The following is a 25219-nucleotide window of genomic DNA, read 5'->3' as shown; positions in this document are numbered from 1 at the left end:
CGGTTGCTGGGTGGCGAGGTGTCATGATCAGGGCTGTTGCTAAGCAAGTTTGCGCGGATGATTAAGGCAGTTGATGCATGAGTACGCTGGTGCAGTGACTGGCCGGGGTTTAAGGAGCGGCCGCATTTCGAGAAGCATAAGCACAAACAAAACGAGCGGACTGGATGGTCCGCTCGTTTTGTTTGTGCTTATGCTTCTCGCTGTCTGGCTCTATTAGAGCTTTACTTTACGAAAGGTCAAAGAAACGCGGCGCTGCCGTGGCAGGCGCTGACCGTTGACAGGGTCTGATTTTAACGGTTTAATTCCATGCTGCCATTCAAAACGAGCAGCGTGTTGGAGGACGACGGCGCTGCCACGCTCCAAAAGCTGATTGTAGTGTTGGGTAGGGTCAGCTAAGTTCGTGAAATTCATGACGCAAGCAGATCCTAAGCTCAATGAAACTATGGTATCTTCAAAGCATGGAGTGCAGTCAATATGAGGTGCAATGCCCTGACCAGGCAAATACTCATTGATAATGACTTGGTCAGGCGGGCTTCTAAAAACACCTTCTTCAGCAAATTTTTGCGCATAATACTCACACCAGTGCGGCAGTGGCCCTAAGTACATCGAGCGGTCAATGCGTCGGGACTTATAATCATACCGGTATCCGTAGTGTTGCACGCGACGTTTGAGGTCACCTAACCAAGGAGCAGCGTCAATCAAATCCAACAATCGATCCTCCAGACGTGTAGATACATACTCTGGCAAGTAACGCAATCCAATTGGCGCAATTGCTTCAGTTTGAGAAAGAGAAACTTCAAGCGGGTTGAAAAGCGAGTAGCTCATACGTTACCTCCTCTTCGCTCGGAGCCGCGTAACTGCTTGTTTGATACCGAACCACCTGGGTGCTTTGGATGAGAGAATAAGCAAATGAAAGCCCATTGCGCCAAGTATGATACTTCACATTGCGGTCAGTCCGGTTGGGATTCTGAAACAGAAAGTACATTTTGGTCACGGGACAACGCTGACGTAACTTATGAATGAACACAGCTAGCTCAGAAGTGTTCAGTGAAGAGCTAGCAAACAAGTATGATGCATTAATAATAACAGGATTATTCACTTGCACATGCGCAACCAGAGAGTCAAGTGCATCAGCCCAGCGGGTGAAGTAGTCGAATTGACTTGTAGCAGCGAACAGCCCACAATTCTCGAATGTGCGAGCTTTCTCAAGCATAGCTGGAGCTATATCGATACCAACATACCGAATGGGTAACGCTTTATGATAACGCTCACGGTAGAGGTCAGCAAAAGCCAGGGCGGATGTCATAGGCCCGCAACCAAGGTCCAGAAATACCGGTTGGGCAGTTGCATTGGTCAGCAGTGTGGGTAAAGAATCAATAATCTGCGCTAGCACATGGCGGGTGGTGAAAAAATGTTTACGCAGATTGTAATAGCAGTAAAGTAAAACCCGTTCAGCGGGCGAGGCTGTAGGCGTCACTGTTTGGCATGCAGCAGTAAAGTCTGCCCGTCCATACTCTAGAATCTGAGCCCGAACGGCGGAGCTTGGGTAGCCTAACGGGGCTGCATAGCCACGCGTACGGGAGTCGTGGTTCACAGGATCAAGGATATGTTGCCGAAATATATTTTGGATGAAACTTGTAGGAAACAAAACCCCTGGTGCCATGACAGGCTGGACCGAGAGGCTCCCACCTGTGGTCCCTTCAAGGAGTGCAGCAAGGGATGAGTGGTAAAGAAACGGATAAGCATCTAAATGAGCCGGCGCAGTAAACAGCGAACAGAAAGCGGCTTCTTCAACCAAAAAACCGTGTTCACGCAACTCCTTTCGGCCTTTGTATAAATACGAATGAGCAACCTGTACTACTGCCATAGTATAATCTTCTTCTCCTTCAAATTGTGCTTGCTGAAGCAAGTTCATTACTTCGGAGAATACCTCGCCATACTGGGTTCGTAAGTCCAGTAGAGTGTGGAATATTTCTTGCGCACGTAAGCGCAACGCTACTGATGATTTCGGCGGGAGTGCGCTTCGCAACGGAGTTACCAACCCGAAGCTACCAGCCCGTTCAAATACAGTGGCAAAAAGCAATTGCGCTTGTCTAACTGGCTCTGAAAACTTCCATTCTGCTTGCTGCTCTTCATAGGGAGAACAGGACGTGAAGGCAGCAAAGCACCGTTGTGCTTGTTGCAAACCGGCCGAAGAATGCACATCCAGATTGTAAAGAGCTAGGATAAACGACTGTTGTTGATCTTCGAGTAAGCAGTTGAGGTCCGCAGTCGATGTGCAAGCGTGAAACAGGGGTAGAAAATCTTCAACAGTCATAGAAATAAATACAATGAATAATATGTCTACTGTTTGAATGCTAGAACCTGACGTAGCAACGTCTGCTCAGCCGGAGTGAAGCTGGGTAGAAGTAGTTGCTCAAACTGTTCAGGGGCAAATAGTGCCAGCATTTTGCGTAACACACTTTGGTGAAGAATTAAATCATTGGACGGCATAGAAGCAGTCACCGTAGTCGAGTTAACGACAGGTTTGGTTGGAGCATCGAATAGAGTCTGTGCCGATGAAAAACCCGTCGCACGTAACGGTAATTCTATAGTCGTAGCCTGTTCATCATCTGGCCCTAGATAGGCAAGCCTATCCGATATTACCTTGCCTTCGGAGGCAACACGGAACACGGTTTCAACAACAACGCGGTCAGCAAAATGGTCCATGTCGAAACGCAGCCGATGCAATGGTCGCGCAAGGGCTGCTAAGTTAGGGTTGCGAATGTGCAAGTTTGGATCTTCACGGGTCAGACGAGAATAGGTATAGTACAAGCCAAGAATAGCAAGCAGCCATTCCAGCTGTGGCGAAGCTAATGCACCGCGGTCGGCAGCTTTGCCGAGTACATCGAGCACAGCTTGTTTATCGGCACTGCTACGGGCACGGTTCGGGTGCTTGATTAGAAGCACAACGGCTGCGAAAGGCACTTTGGGGATGGACTGGCGACCACCACGGGCAATAGCGGCTAACGCGTCTTGATAATTTGTGCGAGAGGTTTTGAGTAAGTCAATTTGGCGTTGCGTTTCTTCCAAGTCTTGCAAACCAGAGTGCTTTCCTACAATGGATGACGATTGAGCAATGACATTTGCTAACAACTGCGTAGCCCACTCTAAAGATGCCTCAGTTCCAGCGTAGATGCTATCTACTAAAGCTGAGAGCAACATTTGCCCAGCCGTTTGAGGAAATGAAGGATTTATCCGCAGTAATGTTCGCAGTAACAACTCGCTGCCAGATGCAGGTGGAGGCGTAGCCACCGTCGTGTTTAGCAAGCTAAGTGCATACTGGAATTCAGCTGAATAATCTTGAACCGTTTGAGTGGTATTAGCAGCTAACAATGGAGCGTGCTTCAGGTAGCCAAACAAACCAAGCTGTTGATCAAACTGCTGTAGTCGTGGAATCCAATTGTCGGCGTTAGGTGCTTCCGAGATGTGGACCTCAGTGTCAGGTGGCAATTCAATCAGCGGCACTATTTTCCCCTCTGACAAAAGCATTATTCGTTGCTGAGGCAGAAAGAAGTTTTTGTACGTGAGAGCATCAGCTTGAATATCTGCGAGAGCATCAGCATTAGCAAATGTTAGGCTTTGGATGCGAGAAACAGGCAACGGCTCTAGGTAGGCGTAAATTGAGCCGTATTCAACAAGCTGATTTACTTCACTGGGGCGTAGCGTTAACTCTACCAAAACGTCCTGGTCCGAAAACGATGCAAGCCGTCCATGTAACAGTGGTAGACAGTTTGGATACTTAGATAGTAAATCACCTGAGCGCATTCGCTGCAGCTCTGGGTCCGGATCTAGTGCAACAGGAATAAATACACCTCTGCTAAGGCTGGTGGCTAGCTTGCTATGCGAGAGTTGGAGGTAATAGGGTCCATCAGGCCGAGACCGAGGCGACGATTTGACCTCTTCCGTAAAGGTGAGCCTACTGCTTGCACCATGCGTTGCGTCAACCTTGTTAATGGAATGATCTTGGACTTTCGTAAACTGGGCGACTGCCACTTGCTCAGATGGAAGCAAAATACCAGCGGTATCTCGCTCAAAACTTGTCTCTTCTAAATTGTCTGGGTTAGTAATGATTAGCTCCGGAGTGACTGCCGACGAGTGCGGTGCTGCAGGCGGAGAAAAGATGGGAAACAGTTCGGGCTGCAAAGACATGGATGATCCTTGCTCCCATTTAACTGCCTGCGGCTCTGCTTCTACAGCCTCAGAGGTACTATCGACAAGTTTGGTATCAACAGAACGTGCAGAGGTATCGTCATCAGCTTTGAGAATTTCCTCAGTCCGGTTAGCACTACCTGATACATGAGAAGCTTCTTCCGCTGCTGGGAGAGCTGATATATTTCCTTGGTCCGCAGAAAAGTCGTCTAACTGCCTTTTCAAGGCTTCGTTCGTCAATTTTCCTCCCTTGGAGTTTTGAATTGGCAGTCCCCTCTGCTTACACAACTCAATGAGTTCGGCTTGTCTGGCGCCTGCAGAATAGATCTTACTGAGTGAGGGACGAGGCATATAACAGGTCTTAAAACTGCAAGGTACTTACTCAGAATGCATGATGCACATAAGAGTCGGTGCGAAACTTTAGAAGCCAGTCAGGCTTTTTATCGCCCTGATATAGCAAATACAGCTTTTCAGTAGCGCGTGTACAGGCCACGTAATAGTGCTGAGGCGTTTCAATCTTCGGTCGGATGCTCGCATATTCCATGCTGGGCATAATAACGGTTTGAAACTCTAGCCCTTTGATAGATTTGTAAGTAGTAACCACAAAATTTTGCATGGTTTCAGCTTCTTTCTCACGCTCGTAATCACTCATGTCGCTATGGAAGCGACTGATGCGTAAGTCTAGCCTGTCTTGGTTTAGCCTAGCTTGAATTTTGCGACACCAGGCGTCTACTTCGTGCGTATAGAAAAACAACACAGCTACGTTCACTGACTCATTATCAATTAGTAGGTTATAGATCTGTTCAAGAGTTTTTTTCTCGTTAGCTGTCTGTACGATAATGGGCCGGCGGTCAAGGCCCCCTTTGCCCTTCGGCATATTTTGCAGCGCAATATTATCGCGGTTGCCCAGTGGCATAAATTGGCGTGCGAAATCGTACGTTTCGAAGTAATTGCGGTAATTAAACTGGAGCGAAAATTCTACGACTTCCTGATGCGTTTCTAAGGCCTGGCCAATATCCTTGCTCTTTGTGCCCTTGCTGTGAAGCATTTGTCCAGTATCCGCCCCTACCGATAGCCGCCTTGCAAGAGTAGGTAATGCTTCATATAGGTGACGGGGCAGATCTTGACCTTCATCTACTAGAATCTCATCGTACTGCTGGCCTTTACCTATCATGAGGCTTACCATTTCGGCTACACTATGGCTTTCCGGATTAATACTGAAGTTGTCGGTTAGCCAACGATACATAGTAATGATGTGTGGTTGAAGCACCGGATCAGCCACACCGAGCAAACTGTATCGTAGCAGATGCTGATAGGTAAGTAGTTTGATAGCCTTGCCCTTGTGTATTTCGCGAGTGGCACGTAGCAGACTAATGGTTGTTTTTCCACTACCGGGTGGGCCCGTTACCAGTAAATGACGAGGGCCATTGAATTTGATGGCTTGTAGCATATTTGGTCCTCCCTCAGACTTAAGTAAATCCTCTTCAGTAATGATATTAAACTTTTTGAATGGCATATAACTATGATTTGGAAAGTATATTTTAGAGCTAAATGAGGATCAAGATTTATAAAAAGAGTCCGCAAGCAGTCTTCTAAGTTTGACGATCTGAACCTCTAGTGTCACTCTGGCCTCAATCACTTCTTCTGCTGTATTAAACCGTCCCATCCCTACTCTTACAGTGGCGCGGGCATTATCACGAGAAAGCCCTAAAGCTAACAGTATGGGAGACGGCTCAATGGTACCAGCGTCGCAGGCAGAGCCAGTACTGAGAGCCAGGGTCGGCAGGCGAGCTAATAGAGCATCGGCTTCAATACCCGGAAAGGTTAGACTAGCATTGTGAGGTAGCCGGTTTTGGGTGTTGCCGTTGCGGTAAGCGTTGGGCACGGCTTTTAGAACATCCATTTCGAATGCGTCGCGCAATGTTGCTAGGCGGGTACTTTCCTCAGGTAATACCTGGGCGCAACGGCTGCAGGCGGCACCCAGGCCGACGATACCGGGAACATTGAGGGTGCCTGAGCGCCAGTTGCGCTCTTGGCCACCACCGTAGCCGAGTGGTTCGAGCTGGGTACGGCGGGGGTGACGCACAATGAGGGCTCCTATGCCTTGGGGGCCGTAGAGCTTATGGCCGCTTAGGGAGAGCATATCGACGCCCCAGGCTAGCATGTCAACCGGGATTTTGCCGACGGCTTGAGCGGCATCGGTGTGCATCAGGGCTCCGGCGGCGTGGGCAAGTTGGGCTAGCGCGGCTATGGGCTGGATGGTACCAACCTCCCCATTAGCAGCATGGATGGAAACCAGAAGCGTATTAGCATTTATGGCTTCTGCCGCCGCCGCCATACTTACTGTTCCTTGTGCATCAACGGGAAGAACAATCACTTCAAAGCCTTCACGCACGAGCTGCTTGGCTGGATTGGTAATGGCTTTGTGCTCAATAGCCGAAATGATGATGCGACGGCGCGGGTTGGTTGCTTGCGCGGCCCGGGCATAACCAAGTAGGGCCAAGTTGTTGGCTTCTGTGGCGCCACTAGTGAAAATGACCTCACCGGGTTGAGCACCCACTAATGCCGCCACTTGCTCACGGGCCAACTGCACAGCATCGGCAGCCCGGCTGCCAGCGAAGTGAGCGGAAGACGGGTTACCGAATTGTGCCGTAAAGTAGGGCAGCATAGTCTCTACAACTACTGGGTCACAGGGCGTGGTGGCGTGGTGGTCGAGATAAATGAGCGGGGACATTGATAGATAATTAGGGGGCAACGAATTGCCCATACTTGCGATACTCGGGGTCGAGGTTGTAAAGCTGGTCCCATACACCTTGGCGTAGGTCGGTGGCAGGTTGGACACAGTACTTTTTAAAGTCAGCGTCATTAACCTCACCGTGGGGGAAGAGAAGTTTCATGTAGCCACTGGACAAGGCCCGAACACTTTCCTGATTGCGCTGATAGGCATCTGGGCCAAGGTTAATGTGGCGGGCGCAGTAAGCGTCAATTTCTAAGTCCTGACGCAGCAGCAGCAGAATATCACTGAAATAATCAGCTTTGAGGCCACTCTGTTCGGCGAAACTGGTAGGAGAGAGCTTAGGTATTTGCCAGCCTGGGATAAGGCCTCGAATACGGTCGAGAAAGGCTGTTTCCTGCAAGAAGACGGGCAACTCACTTACAATGGATTGGCGAGCAGGCCGCTGGTTTGCATCAAGGGTGATGTTGGCCAATAACACGAATCCGCAGTCGGAAGCCATTTCGTGCTTGCCGCCCCGCGATATTTTACCGTTAGCTAAGTAACCCTTAAGGCCGCCGACAATTTCGGCTGGGTTCTCGAATTTTAGAGTCTGTACTTCATCGAGTACAACAACAGCATAGCGGGCCAAAATGCCGGGCTGGTTGGTTTGGTTATTGACAAAAAGCACGGCTGGCGACACATTGCCGCCGCTGATAAGACGCACAAGGGGAGAAATATTCTCGTACACGTAGCTTTTGCCTGTTCCCTTGGGGGCTAGTTCCATGAGATGCACGTTTTTTTGCACCAATGGTAAGAGACGAGCCAACACTAGTAATTGAGCTTCGGGGGTATAGGCAGCGGGATTGTAGCCCATGGTGAGCATAAGCAAGGAGCGCCATTCCGGGAGACTGAACTCGCGCCGGGCTTCGCGCCAACGGTTCAAGTCCACAGTAGATTGCATGGGCTGGAACTCGGTGATGACAATGCCTTGATCGCGGATGTAAAGCAGCTGGGCCACCCCCCACATCCCTTGTTGAAGCAGGGCGGGGTATGCTTCGAGCAGGTGTTCGGCAATCTGCGCCCTCTCCTCACCAATCATGGGCAGCTTGGCCACACGTTCAGCTTTTTTGCCGGTCAGGTTCACATCTACCTGCACGGGCGTGAGGATACGCACGGCCTCGCCATTAAGGAGGCGGTTGCGGATGAGGTTGCCCTCGTCGGCCTTGGGTACAACGCGGGCCGCCCACTCCAACACTGTGGCGGCATCTTCAGCAGAAAGAGGCCCGCGGCCAGGGGCTCTGGATTCAAGTACCCACTCGGCCACATAACCAGGGATGCCCCGACTTTGCAACTTGGAAGCAGGCAGGCGACGCTTGTCGATGGACACGTTGCCGAAAACCCGCACAACTTTGGCTTCGAGCGCAACCAGGTCAACACCGTTCACGAGGTTAGGCATGGACAGAGTGCCTTCGTCAAAGAGACCACCGAATAATTCATCAGAAGTAAGAGCCATCGGAGCAGAAATAGTTAGAGGTCGCCGAGCAGGTCGACCTGGCGAGTTTGAAATTCGTCGGTGCTGAGTTGATTAGTTAGCGAAAACTGCTGCTCGCGGCCATCAGCCAGCTCGACGGTGATAAATAAAGTAGCCGTGCCGATGCGCAAACCATCGGGCCAATTCGAGAGTGGCACGGAAACAGACGTGCTTTGCTGGCCGGACAGGGTCGTACTGACTTCAGCTTCAAAAGGTGGGGTACCCGTCCAGCTAATTTGAAGCCGCCGTAAGCGAACGGGGCGGTCGGCTTCGTTGAACAGCTGTAGGGTAATCGTACCGGTACTCCCCGCTCGTGCCCGGCCGGTAGCGCTACCTGTAATTTTGATGGGCACGGCATCGCGCTGGATTGTGAGCCATGGCACTACCACTTCTTCGGGCCAGATACCACCGTGAGAGAAGTTGTCGGGGCCTCCGGCTTGGCTGCCATCTTTGCGTAGCTTACGAAAGCTGCGCTCGTCGCGCACTACCCCAGCCCAGCCGGGTAAGCTGAAAAACTCGGGGTCAAGCCATTCAATATCGGGGGAAGGTGCAGGGGGTGGACCAGGGACCAAGCGGTAAGCTACTCGGCCGTGGGCTTCGAAACCCTCGGGCACGGTCACAGCGCGAGTGCCAAGGCCGGCCATGCGGCCGTGGTCGGTGGTGAGCAATACCCGCAGGGCCAGAGAGCGGGGAATTTCCTGGGCTACGTCCACAATGGTTTGGGCCAAAGTAGTAAGAATGCCCAACGCATTGCGGCGCACCACGGAAGCTTCAGCTGATTCGTGATAGGCGGCATCGGGTTGCAAAGGCTTCCAGACTAGAAGTTGGCCGCCGGCAAGTTGGCTGGCACGTTGCACAGGATCTTGACTGTCGCGCACGTCAGCAGTAGCAGCGGAGGCCAACTCAGGCAGACGACCTAAGGTGTTTTGGTAAGGGATACCCGCCCGTACTGGCACTTTGGTAAAATGAGTGATAGTAGGCAGCAGGCCAAAGCAACGGGCTGCTTCGGTAGTAGATAGACGGTTGGCGGACAATTCGCCTGTTTTTTGGGCTACGAAGCGGGCATCAGCCCAACTCAGTCCGTCAGCAATTACCCATACCACCACCTCGTTGGGAGACTGGGGAAGTACCCGATTGGGTTGAGCCCAATAGAGATGCTGATAAGGATGAGTAGCCCCAACCAAGCGAGCGGGGTAAGTGGTCAGCAGCCACGCACCAAATGCCAACGCGTGATGACGCACGGTGGCAATGGCAGCTTCGTCGGGCTGGTCAAGGGTCGCTTGCCAGAGGCGGTAAGGAAGGTACTCGTCGGTCGTCCAACGCAACACCGCCTCGGGCTCATCAGGCAGGGGGCCGGGCTCGGGTGGGGGCAGGTAGCGAACCAACCGAGCATAATCTTCGGGAGCCATACTAGCCCGCAAAGTGCGCAGAAGGTCAGCTGTGAGGGCCGCTCGGTGCTGGGAAACGTACTGCACGGCTACGTTGAGAACTAGTGGTAGCAAGTCGGGATGTAAGAGTTGGTTATTGGTTTGCGCCCACCAAGCGGCAACTGCTAAGCTAGCCTCGGTGCCGGTAGGTCGGGCATCTACGTAGCGCGGCAGGTCGGTTTCCCAGTACTGCCGGGCAGCGGCGGACCACGGGGCGGGCACAGGCGCTGGGCAAGGTCCAGCCCAAGCGAAAGCCTGGCGCAAAGGCCGGGCTAGCGGAGCCGGGGCCAATCCTACCCAGGCCTGGTAAGTAGTCAGAGCCATTGCCGGGTCAAGCGGCATCAGCAGGGCTGCCTGGGGGGCAGCTTTTTCCCACTCAGCCAGCCATGCGGTTAGCAAGGCGACGTGTTGCGAGGGCCACTCAACTTGGTCGGTATGGTGCAGCCAAGCTAGCCACTGCCCGGCAATAGCCGCTACGGCAGCAGGTTCGTTATTAGAGTCTGACTTCCACAATGCCTGGGCGGCCGGATATAGCGCGGTGAGGACGGCCGGCAGCGTGAGCGGAGCGGGCCACGTGTCGGCTCCCCAATGGGTATGCAATTCCTCGGCTATGGCCTGAGCGGTAGCGGTAGGCAAAGTAGCTACCAAGCGTTGGAGCGTGTAACCGGGTGAAACTAACTCCTGACACTCGCCGCCCCGCGCTTCCCACCACTTCCTTACCCACCGTGTGAGCTCAAGGCCGCGTACCACGATGGGCGGCGCTGAGAGGCCGATGCTAGTAGTTTCGCGCAGCCATTCCAACTCGGTGGCGACGACAGCATAACCTACCGGAACGCGGGCATCACCGTGGGGGTCGAGCAGCAGAAAAGAGGAAAGAGCAGGTAGCATAACGAATATGGAAGATAGACGGCAAAGTAGTTTGAAGCTCTAGTCTAGAAACTGCTGAAGGCGCACTAGTAAGGCCTTTTGCTCGGCGCGACTACCAATATCGAGAAAGGCCTTCTCGGCGACGCTGGCGCGGTCTTTGGCGACGCGACGCTTCAGGTCTTTCTCCAGCGCATCGCGGCGAGGTTTGTCTTCGGCGGGTAGGAATTCAAGTTTTTTCTCCACATCGGCCAACAGCAAAGCGGGAGCTTCCTGGGCCTCGTTGCGGCGAATTAGCTCATCAAGCTTTTCACGGGCAGCCTGACGCTGTTGGTCGAATCGGCTCTCGAATTCGGTGCGTTCCTGGGCAACGAGGGTAAGTTGGGCCTCGGCTAAGCCATCACGTGCCGCGAGGCGCTCGTATTCCTTAACCACCCGGCGCATGTCGTCAGCTGTTTTAGGCTTCTCACGACGCAATTCCTTGAGGTCAGCCAACAAGGTGGTAGTCCGCTTGGCGTGAAACTCCAATTCCTTGATTTGCTCGGCCTCGGGGGTACCTTCAAACTGGGCGGCGCGGCGGTTGAGGTCGCGCTCGAAAGTGGTGATAGCGGCACCTTCGGTGAAGGCTTGGGCCCGCTCCTGCATGGACAGCAGCCAGGCTTCGGCTTCTTGGCGCTTGGTGGTGAGGGCAATGGTGGCCTCGGCTACCATTGATACTGTAGAATCAGCTTTAGGGTCGGCGATATCAAACAGGTTCAGCAATTCTCGCACATCGGCCAAGGCATTAGCCTTACGCGACTCGGTTACTTTATCGCGGATGTCCTTATCCAGTGCTTCTTTACCAAATTCTTCATTGAGATTTTCCAGCTGCTGCTGAGCATCGCGCACCCGCCGCTCCAAGTCGGGTTCGCCTAAGGGGGCGAGCAGGGCCAGTAGTTTGTTCAAGTTTTGCTTGTTAAGCTCGTAACTCCGCACTGAGGCGTTGGCCAGTTCCGAGCATACATCGCTAAGCAGGGGCCTGAGCTTAATACTAGCGCCCTTCTGAGCCTGGACGATGGTGGCTTGGCTGGGGGGTAGCACCCGGCCCAGTGGCACCCCAGCTTTAGTGGGGTCACTAAACAACTGGTAGAGGTCAATAAGCTGTTTGATGCCGTTGGCGGTAGTAGGCACTGATTCCAGGCTATTGATGCCGCCGCTTATGCGAGCTTCGTAATCCTGAGCCTGCTGCACTTCGTGGGTGAGCTGGCGGGCAGCTTGCTCCGCTTCGTCGCGCAGGTGGGGTTTACCGCCTTCAGTGCTGGCAAACTGGGTAAGCTTTTGAAGCACGGTGTCGGCCTCAGCCAGCGCCATGGGTACGGGGTAGCGCAGCTTGCTGAGTAACTCCTGCACTTCGTCTTCCACCATTTCCTCGTTGCGGCGGGTAGCTCGCAGGTCGTAGGTATGCAGGATAGATTCGAGAATGGTCTCGAAGTTATTACCAGTACCCAACCATGTTTTGTAATCCAAAACTTTGCCGGCAGCATCGCTTATTTGGAGCTGGTGGCGGTTTACGCCGCACCAGGTAGCGAAGAGCAGGCCCAACGACCAAGGGTCGTAGCCATAGGGAGCGTTGAGTAATTGCAGTAATACCGGGCGCAGGGGCTGGGCTTCGGCACCAGGCGGTACCGTGGCTTCGAGCAAATCCCAAGCGTGTTTCACCAGGGACAATTTGGGTGCAACCACCCGTTCACTGGTATCGACTACGCCCCAGGAACCGGGCGAACCAATGCGCAGCACCTTGCTATAAAGGTCGCGGGCGCGGCCTAGATTACCCCGCTCGGTGTTAGCCGCCCAATCCAAGAAATTGCCTTTGTAGAGACGTACTGCGGCCAGGCCTACGGCCTCGCGCAGTTTGGGGCCGCGGGTAGGCTCACCCAAGTACGGCGCAAAGCGGTAATATACTGTTTCGTAGGCCGCAGCCAGAATATGGGTAAGGTTTACCACGCGCTTGCTCGTGAGCAAACGCTCGATGCCAGAGCGGTGCAGGGTAGGCACGGCATAATCGGCAGCAGCTCGCACATCGGTTTTAAGCACATCGAGGGCGCTTTGCACGGTGGCCCGCACAGCGGTACGGCGCAGGGTAAGCGGCTCGGTACCAAGGTCCCGTTTCTGCGCTTCGGACAGGTTGGTCAGCACGTCCAATTCCAGCACCGCGTTGAGCAGGGCATCGTGGGGCTTTTTGGGCAATACCACTACCACGGGGGGCACTTGCTGACGGTCGGCGAGCGTGGATACAGCCTGGTTAAGGTCGGCTTCGGCGTGTTGACGTAGCCATTGCACGTCGCCTTCGGTGGCGGCAAGGGGAACCAGCACATAGCCTCGCGCCGCGTCTGAGAGCCTGCCGTTTTCCAAACACCGGGGCTTAAGCAAGTCGGCTAGATAAGCCGGGCTCCACAATTGGCGCGGCACGAACATCACCCTGGCGCTCCAGTCGGCGTTGGTGGAGCCATGGAATACGACTTCGCCTACCGGCGCAAACTTGGCTTCTTCGTCTTTCAACCCTCGGTAGAGGGCAGTGAGCATCCGGTTATCATCGCGCCGCAGTTTTTCAAGGCCTTCCGCTACTGCCACCCGGACCTGAGAACCGTCCTGATTGTTGGCCCAAAAGCGGTATGTGGCGCTCACTGGGTCGAGTTCGATGTAGCCAGCGCTTTCCAGGTTTTCTAAGGTGCGTTTTATGAGGGGCCGGGCCAGGCCGGTGAGCACGGCCAACGCCCCTGAGTAGTCGGTAGCGTCGGTGTCGCCCGGCTGGAAGCCGGCGGTGCCGTAGAGCAGCATGGCCTGGAGCGTGGCCTCGGTATGAGGAATCTTTGCGGGGGTCGCTTTGCCCAGAGTGGTTTGGAACTGCTTCCAATCATCATCGGACACGAGCTGATGCTTGTAATAAGCCACCAAGGCAATGGGACGGACCCAGCACAGGCGTTGGTCATCGTCCAAGGCGCGACGACCCTGCATGTCCTTCATCGCATCGGTGACGAAGGAAAGTACCGTACGAGCGGCCGAGCCGGCCCGCAGGGTAGCCGAACACAGCAGGGCCGTGGTGAGCGGGTGCAGCGGGTGGCAGCCGTAAGCCAGCGTGTGGCGGATGCGGTCGAGCGTCCAGCCAGCAGCATCGGTGTAGCGCTGAGGGAAGAAGTTGCGCACGGCATCGACGGCATCGACTACGTCGTTGTCAGCTATCGAGTCGTCGGGAGTGAGCTCGTCCCACAAAGATTTGTTTTGCTTGAGGTAGGCATCGAGCACGGCCTCCATGGGCGAGTAAAGCGGGTTGCGGGCCTCGTTCGGCAGGCGAGTGAGTTCTTTTTTGAGGTCGCCAAGGGCACTTTTGGATGCGCCGCGCTCGCGCATGGCCAACTCGGCCACGTCGTCGGGGTCTTGCTGAGAAAAGGCCAGTAATACGGCGCGGTTGCGCTTGCCAACTTGGCCGGGGTCGGGCTTCTGCAAGTCGCTGATGCCGTCGAGCAGGCTTTGGAGGGGCTGACTATCGGTGTGCCGGCCGTATTGCCGGGCGTAGGCTTCGACAAAAGCCGCGAATTCATCAAACAGAACCAGGATGCCCGCAAAGGGCTTGTCGGGGCCGCAGAAGTCGCGGCCGACTTTGTTGAGCAACTCACGAGGCGTGAGGGCAGCTCCAAAATTGGGGTACACGCCCAGCACGTGCTCAACCAGCTGGTGGGTCAACTCGCGGTATCGGCCGTCGCGCAGGTCACCATGTAGCGTAGCCCGTAAGGCTCCCAGGTCGATGTTTTCACCGGGAGCAGTGGCTTCAAGATATTTATTGGCAATGGCGGCTTGCTCGGGGCTAAATTTATCGAGAGCGGTGAGTGCCTTATCAAACCACAGGCCGAGGTCGGTGCCGCGGGTGTCAGGGTTTTCATTCAGCGCTTTTTCGAAGCCGCGCACTACAGCGGCTGATAGGCTGTCATCGCCGCCCCCAGTGAGGCGCAATACCAAATGAGGCTTGCGGTCGGCCTTGAAGGTGCGCAGGCGGGTTTCTACGCCGGGAGCCACGTGTTTCACGCCGGCCAAAACGGCCTCTACTTCATTCGAGCCAGAAGGTTGACCGAAGAAATTGGCCAAGGCAAGGGCTAAATGAGATTTGCCATGGCCATAAGTAGCCTGCAACACCCGGCGGGGGTCTTCTTTTTTATTGGAATCGTGGGCACTGTACTCGTAAGCATTGCACACCGTTTCGAGTACCTGCACCGATGGTTGTTCGTCGGCACCAATGCGCTGGTTCGTCCATTGGTAGGCTTTGGCTAAGGCCAAGTTGTCGGGGTCAGCGGGGTATTGGCTTAGCCGCACGTCATACACGAAGCGGAAATCGGGATTAGGTACTGTTACATCACCAATGAGGGTAGAATAGAGTGTCATTAAAGGTAAACGCTAATTAGGACGGGAGAAACCAAAAATCAATATAATAGTCGTGAAGGCAGCAGCTCAGACCTCCACCCCCCGGCAGGGGTCGGCCTGAAGCCAGCGGCTGGGTTCGGGGGGGCCGAAGTCGCGGTAGTTCTGGGGCAGAGCTAGAAGCAAGGGTGGGCGCTGACGCAAGTCGAAAAGGGCTGCCCAAAATACCTGTACTTCAGTGGTAGACAGGCGGGTGAGCAAGGCATCAAGGCCCCAAAGCCAGGTGCCTGTGGTACCGGCAGTTGCGGTATGTAGGTGACGGAGCAGGTCAGAAGCACTGGCAGGTATGCGTTGGGTACCCTGGGCTTCGCAAGTTGCCAGCACTTCGCGGCCCAGGTGTCGGGGCTGTATCTCGAGGCAGTGGGTAGCCCAGCGGGGACCAGCGATATAGGCAGCTGGCGACAGCCACAGCACTGCGCAGCGCCGGGTAGTGGTGCCGCTGGCCAGCGCTCGCACCAAGGCCAGCACGGGTATGGGCACAGCGGCGCAATCGAAGGCCGGCTCATCATCGAACCAATCGGTTAGCAGGGAAGCAGGAGTGGCAGGCGACACGGTTGCGTGGGCGTTAGCGGTAGAGGTGAGTTTGCCAGATGGTGGTCACATCAAGGCTAGGCTGACGGATAATCTGGTACGGCAGGTGCTTGCGCTGCCGCTTCACAAGGGCCATATCGGGGGCAGCCAGGGAGCCGAGCAGGTCGTTTACCTTGTTTTCGCTCAGCAGCAGCACTCGCGCCAATTCACCCTGTGTGACTTGTTCAAGTAGCACATCGGCACGGTCGGGCCAGTGGCGTTGCCAGTAGTCGGCCAGTAGGCAGGCAAACGAACCGACCGACAGTGCCCGAGGCTGTCGTACCGTGTATTGGCTGCGGCCTTCGGCTTCTTCAAGGATGCCTAGTGAACCCAAACCCTCCTCTTTCGCATAAGTAGCTAAATAAGCTGTTGCTCCCGACTTTACGGTTCTATCTGACGGTTGCCAGCCAGAAACCTCCTGGGCGTAATTAACTATGTCCTCTGAAATCCTAGCTTGGCTCAACTGACCTAATAAAGGCAGACCATTCAAGGTCAGCATTGCCCAATAATTAGGTGAATTGAGCGCAGGATTTGATAAAAAATAATGCATTGCCCACTGAGTTGTTGACTCAGATAAAGTCGCATCATTTTCGGCTACAGTTAAGCCAAAATCAGTAAGCTTGCCTTGAATCGTCAAACCACTTCGCTCACAATAAATTGCAGCTGCAGTAAACTGGTCAGGCCCAAGTTTTGACTCAGCTTCAATCTGTGCCCTGGTATAGCCCTCAGAGTACGAGCGCAGTACTGATGCAACGGCTGTTCTAACTAACCCAAATCCACGATGATAGCTTAAAGCTACATTTTCGATAGGCTCCATTATTTGCTAGTATTATAAATGACAAATCAGGCATCCTTCTTCGCCATCATCGTCGTCACTCAGGATATCCAATAAGTTGGCAGGCACAAAGTTGCTTTGACGTTCTAGCCGCTTTTGGTGGTCTGCTTTAATCTGTGCCATGCGCTCAGGCTGTTCCAGCTCATTCAAGCTTTCGCGCTGATTCCAGGTGAAGCGAGTTCCGCTTTCCTCATCGAACCGCTCAAATGTCTTGGATTTCTCAAACAAGTCAGGATGGCGTTCCTTCAACCCTACCCACTCATTGCGCTGCTGATAAAAGCAGAAGTAGCATCCGGAGCGGGAGCGCCATTCATAATATTTGGGCAAACCCAAACCGCTGTCATCCAGAATTTGCATTACCTCGTCATATCCAAGCCCATCATCTTTGAAAGGCAGAATCGGAATGATATTAGTCTTGCTGGAGATGTAGCCTGAGCGGTTCTCATCGGCTCGAATTCCGACATAGGAATACACTAAATCATCGCCTACAAATGCCTCAAACGGCTTGATTTTAAGTAAATCAGTGCACCAACGCTGACGCCCAGAGGGGAGAAAGCCATTACGAATATCTAGATGGTGTTGAAAAGGCCGGTCTGGATTGAGCCGGTTAATTTTCTTTCCTAGCTGGGCCTCGAGCAGAGCCAAGTAATCATAAGTTTCGGGCAGCTCTTCGCCGGTGTCGGCAAAGGCATACTCCATTTCGGGTACTTTATCGCGCATATATAGCGCCAGAGCCGTAGAATCTTTGCCACCGGAGAGGCAGAGAATGTGGCGCACCTTGGCTCCTTCGAGATGCAGCGGACCAGTGTAATTGGGTAGGTTCACGGGATGGGAATATCGAGGGTAAGAGTAAAGAAGCGAACAGGCTTATTGGGCCGGGTCGTCTTCTAGCGCGTCGAGCCATTCAAGCACGGCAGCCCGCACCAGGTGGGCGGGTGGGCGCGGGCCAGTGGTAGGCCGAGCTACCTGGTCGAGCTGCATTACTAGCTGCTTCACTTGCTTTTGCTCGGCTCGCGAAACGCGGGGGCGGGCCGGAGCCGCTACGGCACCGGCACCGTTCCAGGCGGATTGCAGCGCCGCCCCGAAGGGAGCCGCATAGCTCGGGAAGTTGGCTAGGTCGGTATCGCGCCAGAGGTTGGGCGGGCGGTTGGCGACGAGGGCCAGCACCCGGTCGAGGTCGGCGGCGGGGTCGGCCGTATCGGTGAAACGGCTGACGAAAGGCCCCAGCAAGGGCGGCAAGGTGAGAGTCGGCAGCAGCTGGATGCGCTGGTGCAGGTCGAGCCAGCTGGCCGGGCCAGCTGGTAGGCCGCAGGCCTGAAGCAAATGGTCGCGGGCCTGATTACGGGCAGCAGGGTACGCGGCGGCCCAGGCTTGGAGGGCCTCGTTGAGCTGCTTGAAGAATTCTTCTACACGCATGGGTTCTGGCGCGGCATCCGCGGACCACGACGGCAGATTGAGCGCTGCCGGGGCCGCGTTAAACAACACGTACTCGGGCGCACGTGCCTGCTGGAAAGCATCGCGCAAGGCGCGGGCCGGTAGCGGCAGGTGGCGGGTTTGCTGGGTATATTCAGGCAGGCTGTCCTGCATCCGAAGCAAGCGTCGCACGACGGGCACGAGCTGGGGACGCACATTGGTGGCCTGGGCAATACGTTCGACAACAGCTAAGCGGGCCCCAGCGACGCGGGAGTCAGCCAGGGCGAACATATCGGGGCGGCGGAGCAGCAACTCCCAATCCGCTTCTTTCTCATCGGCCAGGAACTGTCCCTCCCGGTAAAGGGACGTGTCGCCCTCGCGGACGCGGCGAAACACAGCCAGCAGCACGGGCAATACGCCATCGGAAATACCGTAGGGAGCAGCACGCAAGTGGGCATATAAGGCAGGCAGCGGCAGCGGCTCAGTGGCTTGGAACACCAAGCGTTCAATAGCCTCCCACACCGGCAGTAGACGGTAAGGGTCGTGGGCAGCATCAGGGGCACGCCATGCCCAAACACCTTCATTGGTGAGGTGGTGCAAGCCTGTAGCTGACATCACGGAGGCGTACATGGCGTACTCGGGGGGGTAGCCAGTGAAGCCCAGCCGGGCCTGGTGTCCCTGCGTGAGCATGGCTTTTACTAAAGCCCCACGCGCAGCGGCCCCAGCCGAGGAGAGGCTACGACGGTTCAGAATCTCGTTGCGCAGGATAGGGGTGCGCTCAAAGGTGCGATCGGCCAGCAGGGAAAGTTGGCGGCTGAAGGCGCGGGCATCAGCTAGGCGCTGGGGTTGGCCTTGCCAGTGCCACGTAGCAGCCAGTCCAGCCATTTCGAGCGCATTTGCGGCGGGTATTGCTTCGCCGCCTAGGGCGGGGCCAAACAGGCGGCTCCACTCCGTGCGAAATTGTGCTTCGGCTTCGTGGCGGCGTAATTCCAATTCGCGGCGGCCAGCCCGGTCGCCGGCCAGCGCGGGCACTGTATCGGCGACAATGCAGGCAGCGGCAAGATGGTAGGCCGTGTCACGCAGCCCTTCAGTTTCTAGGGCCACGGCAACGAGCAAGTTGGGCTGACGGAGACGTTCGGCTTCCTGCTCTGCTAGCGCGCGAGCCAGAGGGTCGGACGCCAGGCAAAGCAGTACAGTCAGCTCGTCGGGGCGAGTCGCAGCACGAGTGACCAATTGGTCGGGACGCAGTACCTCCACCCCTACAGGACGTAGGGTGCCAGTTTCAAACGAGTGGCGGCGGGCTACGAGGCGCGGCAGCGGAAACAGGGTAGGGTCGCTGGTAGCGGCCAGCAACACGTCGCCGGCTAGGCCAGCGCGGGCGGTAGTCAGCTCCGCTTCAATATCCACGTCGCCGGCTTCCCACAACCGGTAGCTGTCGCGGGCGCGGCTGAATACGACCAATGAGCGGCTGACAAGCTCTTCGAGGGCCGGCGCCACTTCGGTACCAAGTGCTGCAGCCAGTACCGTAGGCGAAGCTTTTAGCCGAGCATCGCGGAGCCAAGTGAGCAAGGCAATGCACTTGAGGGCGCGGACAGCCAGCGGGCTTACAACCGGTTCTTTGTTGAGAGCCTGGGCCACCAATTCTACCGCTTCGAGCCAGGGCCTAGCAGTGGGACCGGTGTAATGTGCCAGCAGCACATCGCGGCCATAGTCGAACAAGCCATCGAGTGGGAAGAAGGCCGGGTCGGCGGGGTCGTAGGCTTGGTCATTCAGGAAACGGCCTAACGCACCATTTTCCTGTCCTTCGAGAAAGTTGAAAACGCTGCGGTGGCTCTGGCCAGCCCGACGAAATAGGGCGGGCACCGCTAGCAGGGTTACTGGGTGCAAGGGGTAAGCAGCGCGCGCGAGCTTCTCGAAACGACTGGCCAGTCCGGTGGGGAGTAACTGGTTCTGAGGGTCGAGAATGGGGGCGAGCTGGGCCGAGAAAGTACCGTTGAGGTGCAGACCGGGGTCGTGACGGAGGGCGCGACCAATGAGGTCCATCCGTTCTACATCGGAAGGAAACAGGGGGAGCTGGCGGAAGCGCTGGGCTATTTTGGCCCACTCGGCTTGCTGGGTGCGCCCAAGTCGGCTGGCGTACGCTTCGGCGTTTTGGTGCAGCACTGTAATCACCCACAGCGGCGCGGTCTGAGGGGCACGGGCGGCGGCTTCGGCCAACTCCTGCAGGCCGAAAATATCGCCGGCCTGGGCGTGGTTGGCAGCGTATTCGAGGAATTTGCCGGCCTCATCAACCAGCAATAGTAGGCCTGTGTGTTGACCCGCGTTGGCCACGGCCTGAGCGGCAGCCAGGTAGGCATTAGCTAGGTTCCGAGGGGTTGGTTTAAGCTCGGCCGAAAGCAACGCGCTGGGTATGGCAGGCGCGCCGGGAGCGGTTTCAATAGCATGACGCAAGGCCACCAGCAAAGCTGGACCAAGGGCAGAGCGGGAGCCAACAACAGGCACCGGCAGCAGCTGGGGCACCGGTGGCAGCTTAGCGGGCAACTTGACCGCATGCTTGAATTTGGGTTCCGATACCAACCGGGCCAGGAACGTAACGAAAGCACTTTTGCCCGCACCATATGGGCCAATGAGCGACAAGGCTCGGTCGGTGGGCGTGTACTGGGCACGTAGAACGCCTTGCAGCGCTTCTATGGCTGAAGGCGTGAGGAAGTAATTATCGGGCGTAGTGGCGCGGGTGGCAAGGTCGCGCTCCAGGTGTACTGAGCGGCCAAAACGGGGCCGCACGGTAACGATATCAGCTAGGGTTAATTGGGTAGCAGAGGACATGAAGGCTAGGCAACAGGCGCGGCGGCGTAGTGAAGACGCAGCAGCGCGGCGGGGTTAAGGGAATCAGCCGTGGTTTGCACCACTTGGCGCACGAGGGGCGTATCCTCAAAGCGCAACGCGCCGGCAGTGAGGGCCTCGAGTTGGTCGAGGTAGGCTAGCGTGGAATCCTCGTCGAGCTTGAAGACCATACCTGGCGAGCCTTCTGCATGCGCAATGTCGCGGGCGGCGATAGTACTGCTACCAGGGTACTTCCAGTCCCAAAACTTGCGGAGAGCCCAAACGAAAATGCTAACAGGCAAGCTGGGCTTGGGGCCGATGACGAAAGAGTATTGTTGTTGGCCGCCAAAGCCGGCTCGGAGTAAGCCTAGTTCGCGTAAGGGGCAATCGAGGCCGTCTTCGGCGTTTTGGCTGCGGTCGGTCGGCGCGACGTAGGTTTGCAGAAACACGCTTACGTCGCGCTCAACGGTTTCCTGGGAGAAGGTTTTAGAACTGGTAGCCCGAGCCGCATTTTGCACTGCTGTAACCAGGGCTGAGGCCGTCCACTCCCACTCCCGAAAGACGTTGAAGGCAAAAGCCCAGGTGTAGGATTGCGAACCGGGGCCACAGAGGTTCCAATGCAACAGCCACAAGGTGGCGGGGTCTTCAAGGTATGGGTCGGTGCCGTTGTTTGTAAGCAGAGAGTGGCCTAGCTCCGTGGGCAACATATAGCCACCACGCTCGGTTGGGGCTGCTAATCGCGTGGCCAGCAGCCAATGGCGGATAGCTGACACCATATTTTTACCTACCCCTAGCTCAACTAATGCACCCTCAGCAGAGAAAACCGCAGGGTCTTGCAGCAATGCATCCACACCTTTTTTGAGCCAAGCTGACCGCATGGCAAAGGTTTGATGACCGGCGAAACTAGGTGGACTAGGCAACAATGTCTGAGTGGTGTGAACCGCTTCAAACATCTCAGCAATGGTGGTAGGTGGGAACTGGACAGACATATCGTAAATTAGCTAACCACATTAGGAAATAAGGTGGGTAATTCAAGTTTAAAGGTCGGCAGGGAAAGTGGGATTTGCTACCATTAGGTTACCAATGCCTACAACTTACAACAATACGGGCGGCCTGCTATTTGTGAGCTGCCCAGCGGTTAAAGAGTAGTAGATAAGAAGTTACTCTTAACCTGCAGCTTCTATTTTATGCTGCATTTTACGGGTAAAGACGTTTCTTAATTTCCATGAATAAAATCTACCCACACATCGGTGCTGTTCGCGAACTTGATGATTCGCTCAATCGAGTTGCGGAGGTTAGAATTAGTTGGGGCAGTGGGCAAATACAAGTGTAGGGGAGGGGACGCCCGTTTTGAGAGTCATGCGGCTAATCTGCTATTATGTTTTGTCTTCGGCATAAGCAGGATTTTTGAGTTAGTGAGGTGGTCTCACTAAGCCGCACAGAGTTGGAATGCAGTTTGAAAATGGGTTTCAAAGTAATCCGGAGCAAGGTAGCCGAGAGCTGAATGCTGGCGCTCGTTATTGTAATAGGGCAGATAATGACTGATTTCCAAGTGCGCTTCGGTTAAGTTTCGGAAGCTGTCGCCATCGAGGCAGTTTAGTTTAAGCCAGTTCCAAAACTATTCAGCGTAGGCCTTATCGTAATAGTTGCCGCGCCATCTCATGCTTTGTTGGGACCCATACCGGCTCAACAATTTCTACAAGCGAATAGCGCTATATTAGGTGCCCTGATTCAACTGCATAATGAGTCCGGCAGCAGGCCACGGCACGGCTAAGACGCGCCGCAGGACCTCGCTAACCAAGTCTTCGGGCATAGCCAAAGCGCACGTTCTATCCCTGAAACGTCGTGCGTACGGCGACTTGCCAGACGGGCTCGATGGCGGGCTGATGCCAAGCGTGGTAGGGGCTTGGGGCCACATGCAGCGCCTAGCAGAGGCGCATGAAAACCTAACATCGTCGATGGACAATGTAGTAGATGCTCAAGTAGTTGACTGGGCAAAGAGGGCTAAGATGTCTAGTTCCAAGGCCTGCTGTCACTGATACAGTAACTTCGGGCTTATACCCAACTGTTGAGCGGCCGCTTGCGTGCTGCAGCTTTCCGAGGCTAGGCGCAAGACTTCGGCCTTAGATGCCTCGTTCTATTTGCGTCGTTTATCGAGCGACGCCCATTCTTTATAATTGTCATAGCAAAAGAAAGATGCATCCTTCTTCTATACCAGCTAAACTCAACTATCTCAAAGATCTTCGGTAGGTTGCGTCAGAATAAAAAATAGTACAGCTTGGCTTGCTTCCAAGCTGTGCGTGACTAGGCGTCAGCTGCGTGAAGGGCTATACCCATTCAAGTACAGGGCGGAAAGATAAGGATCAGGATGGGGTTCGCCGAAGCCTCACCTGAACGCTAAGTCGAAATCATTCTACTAGGAAACGTATGTGCCCACTTAGCTACTCAAAGCTGTAATTGCTGCTTGATGAGTACCTAATGCTAGACGAAGTTCCACGGCAGCGGCTTCGGCCGCTGCTGGTATTAATTGCTCCCATTCCGCGTAAAAAGTATGCCGGTAAGATGCTGGAATGCCCTGACGATAGAGATGTAGATACAGGTATGCCATCCGCTCCCCTTCTACTTGCTCCGCAGTAGGCAACTGCCCGTGGTGGTGATACGTGCGGTGCAAGTAACTATTGAGGGCCATATTTTCCTCTATTCGTAGTTGAAGCTTGGCCTGGGCATGCAATTGTTGGGTCCACTCCTGCAACTGGGCGTGCAATTGACTGATGTCGTAGGTAGGCCAGCGCGTCTGCGCGTAGCCGTGCCAATCAAAGGCGTTGGCGAAAAGAATTAACGTCTGCTCTGTGCGAGCTGAAAGGCTAGTGGACATGAGTGAAAAGAAAACTTGTTTGAGCCGCACGACCATCGTATCTCCAACTGCTAGAAGAGAGCAACTGGTAACCTGAATGACCGTGCTGGACACTGAAAGGTTATCCTTAATTACGCGGTAAGTGGGCCACAGCTTGCTGCGCCGTTCCCGCCCCGTGTTCTTCGTCGTAACACGTTACGTCGATATAGCCTCGCTCTAAGTCGCGTCGACTAAGGTACAGGTACCGATCCTGCACGAACTTCAACTCTGTACCGGGCCAAGCCATTAAGAGGTGCGCGCCCTGCTCTTCTGTAATGTCCAGCACTTCCTCTTGCAAGGAACCTTTACCGGCATTATATAGAGCCGTAAATACGGCGATTACGTCCATTCCAGCCGTGTTGATGTATTGTCGCTTGTCCTTGGCAAAACGCGCTTGCACCGCTGGCGAGCGGAAGGGGTGCAAAAAGGTCTGGTATTCCTGCATGGCGAAATGATAAGTGAAAGGAAAACTGAGCATGTAGTATAAACCGAACAGCTCTTGCTGCTCCGTTTCTTGAGTGGGAACTGGACCGACTTCGGGGCCCCATGACTGCATCAGCTCAAATAGCAGCAATATCAGCAGGGGGGTACTCAAACTGAGCTTAGCATATTGCTCTTCCTCTAGGTTATAGCGAAACTTAGCCAGCTCCTGTTGTAACTGCTCGAGTGGCGGCAGGGGTGTCCAACACTCCGACTGTTCTCTGACAGCTTGTTGAGATTGACTTTGCAGCGAAAGATGAACGCGGTCTGTTACGACTAGTAATAAATGCCGCTGTCGAACAGAAAAAGAAAACTGGGAATGGGTGCGAAAGAGAGTCATGCGAAAACGAGATGCAGTTAGAGCTGCAGGCCTGATAAACAAGCTGTAATACACACTATTGACCAACTATACTGGAGTCCAGCGCTGCTATAGTCTCTGTGAGGCGTGGCGGCGCTAGATTCTAAATAGGATAAGCAGCGGAATATTCAGCCACTACAAACCTACTATAATAAGGATTATAAAATAAGGTAATTATATGTTGTTACTTTTTACAGGCTTCTGGCGGACTTTCGCCGCTCATGAAGTCTGACTCGCTACCGGATCCGCGCATCCAACAGATTGCCAATAAGCTTCGCCGCTTACGCTTGGCTGCGGGGTACAAGTCCTACGAAACGTTTGCTTTTGAGCATGAGCTTTCGCGGGTGAGCTATGGCAAGCACGAGAAAGGCAGTAATATCACGATGAAAAGTTTGCTGCGTTTGCTTGATATTCATCACCTTACGTTGCGGGAATTCTTCTCAGATATTGATTAAAAAGATATTCAAAATGAATTGTCAAGCTGTTAATTATTAGCTGTATGTGGTCAGTGTTGGTATGTGAGGTCTGCACTCATAGGTGTTAGCTAAGCAACGACCAACCTATCTGTTGATTCGTCCTACCAGCAGCTAGATTTAAAGAGAAAACTGTTTTATCAACTACCACGCCACCGAGCACTAGTGCGAGCGGACAGCGTTAGGCTAGAAGGGT

General features: G+C 54.6%; 16 protein-coding genes and 1 pseudogene. 1 reads left to right on the top strand and 16 read right to left on the bottom strand.

What is annotated here, in order from left to right; all coding sequences use genetic code 11:
- Window positions 1-213: 213 nt before the first annotated feature.
- From MTX78_RS19815 to MTX78_RS19745, 16 genes and pseudogenes are all read right to left on the bottom strand, one after another.
- Window positions 214-825: an alpha-ketoglutarate-dependent dioxygenase AlkB gene (locus MTX78_RS19815; RefSeq protein WP_243797675.1), complete on the bottom strand. Its 612-nt coding sequence runs from the start codon at window positions 823-825 to the stop codon at window positions 214-216.
- Window positions 797-2317, bottom strand: a complete 1521-nt coding sequence (locus MTX78_RS19810; protein ID WP_243797674.1) for a class I SAM-dependent methyltransferase — start codon at window positions 2315-2317, stop codon at window positions 797-799. Before MTX78_RS19810 ends, MTX78_RS19815 begins: the two co-directional genes overlap by 29 nt.
- 26 nt (window positions 2318-2343) lie before the next feature.
- Window positions 2344-4542: a hypothetical protein gene (locus MTX78_RS19805; protein WP_243797672.1), complete on the bottom strand. Its 2199-nt coding sequence runs from the start codon at window positions 4540-4542 to the stop codon at window positions 2344-2346.
- A gap of 31 nt (window positions 4543-4573) precedes the next feature.
- A complete protein-coding gene (locus tag MTX78_RS19800; protein ID WP_243797671.1) occupies window positions 4574-5707 on the bottom strand; it encodes an ATP-binding domain-containing protein in 1134 nt (377 codons plus the stop codon).
- A gap of 42 nt (window positions 5708-5749) precedes the next feature.
- A complete protein-coding gene (locus tag MTX78_RS19795; RefSeq protein WP_243797669.1) occupies window positions 5750-6925 on the bottom strand; it encodes a cysteine desulfurase family protein in 1176 nt (391 codons plus the stop codon).
- A gap of 10 nt (window positions 6926-6935) precedes the next feature.
- A complete protein-coding gene (gene brxL, locus MTX78_RS19790) occupies window positions 6936-8420 on the bottom strand; it encodes a BREX system Lon protease-like protein BrxL (protein WP_243797667.1) in 1485 nt (494 codons plus the stop codon).
- 14 nt (window positions 8421-8434) lie between these two features.
- Window positions 8435-10753, bottom strand: coding sequence for a hypothetical protein (locus MTX78_RS19785; RefSeq protein ID WP_243797665.1), 2319 nt, complete (start codon window positions 10751-10753; stop codon window positions 8435-8437).
- Between the two features lie 39 nt (window positions 10754-10792).
- A complete protein-coding gene (locus tag MTX78_RS19780; protein WP_243797663.1) occupies window positions 10793-15142 on the bottom strand; it encodes a hypothetical protein in 4350 nt (1449 codons plus the stop codon).
- A 66-nt stretch (window positions 15143-15208) separates the two neighbouring features.
- Window positions 15209-15730 (bottom strand): hypothetical protein, encoded by a 522-nt coding sequence (locus tag MTX78_RS19775; protein WP_243797662.1) that lies wholly within the window; start codon window positions 15728-15730, stop codon window positions 15209-15211.
- 13 nt (window positions 15731-15743) lie between these two features.
- Window positions 15744-16565, bottom strand: a complete 822-nt coding sequence (locus tag MTX78_RS19770) for a DUF4007 family protein (RefSeq protein WP_243797660.1) — start codon at window positions 16563-16565, stop codon at window positions 15744-15746.
- A 12-nt stretch (window positions 16566-16577) separates the two neighbouring features.
- The gene (locus tag MTX78_RS19765; RefSeq protein WP_243797659.1) at window positions 16578-17408 is read right to left on the bottom strand and encodes a phosphoadenosine phosphosulfate reductase family protein; all 831 of its coding nucleotides are present in this window, start codon (window positions 17406-17408) and stop codon (window positions 16578-16580) included.
- A gap of 42 nt (window positions 17409-17450) precedes the next feature.
- On the bottom strand, window positions 17451-20822 hold the full coding sequence (locus tag MTX78_RS19760; protein ID WP_243797657.1) for a hypothetical protein: 3372 nt from the start codon (window positions 20820-20822) through the stop codon (window positions 17451-17453).
- A gap of 5 nt (window positions 20823-20827) precedes the next feature.
- Window positions 20828-21808 (bottom strand): DUF4007 family protein, encoded by a 981-nt coding sequence (locus MTX78_RS19755; RefSeq protein WP_243797656.1) that lies wholly within the window; start codon window positions 21806-21808, stop codon window positions 20828-20830.
- 440 nt (window positions 21809-22248) lie between these two features.
- Window positions 22249-22377: pseudogene (locus MTX78_RS25495) on the bottom strand (IS3 family transposase); the annotation flags it as partial.
- 879 nt (window positions 22378-23256) lie between these two features.
- Complete coding sequence (locus MTX78_RS19750) at window positions 23257-23694, bottom strand: hypothetical protein (RefSeq protein ID WP_243797654.1); 438 nt, start codon at window positions 23692-23694, stop codon at window positions 23257-23259.
- Window positions 23695-23800: 106 nt separating this feature from the next.
- Window positions 23801-24532, bottom strand: coding sequence for a hypothetical protein (locus MTX78_RS19745; RefSeq protein WP_243797652.1), 732 nt, complete (start codon window positions 24530-24532; stop codon window positions 23801-23803).
- A 239-nt stretch (window positions 24533-24771) separates the two neighbouring features.
- On the opposite strand from MTX78_RS19745, the gene MTX78_RS19740 reads away from it, so the two are divergent.
- Window positions 24772-25005, top strand: a complete 234-nt coding sequence (locus MTX78_RS19740) for an XRE family transcriptional regulator (RefSeq protein WP_243797651.1) — start codon at window positions 24772-24774, stop codon at window positions 25003-25005.
- The last annotated feature ends 214 nt before the right edge of the window (window positions 25006-25219 follow it).

This window comes from Hymenobacter tibetensis (assembly GCF_022827545.1).
Taxonomy (GTDB): Bacteria; Bacteroidota; Bacteroidia; order Cytophagales; family Hymenobacteraceae; genus Hymenobacter; species Hymenobacter tibetensis.
This window is presented reverse-complemented; position numbering and strand designations above follow the sequence as displayed.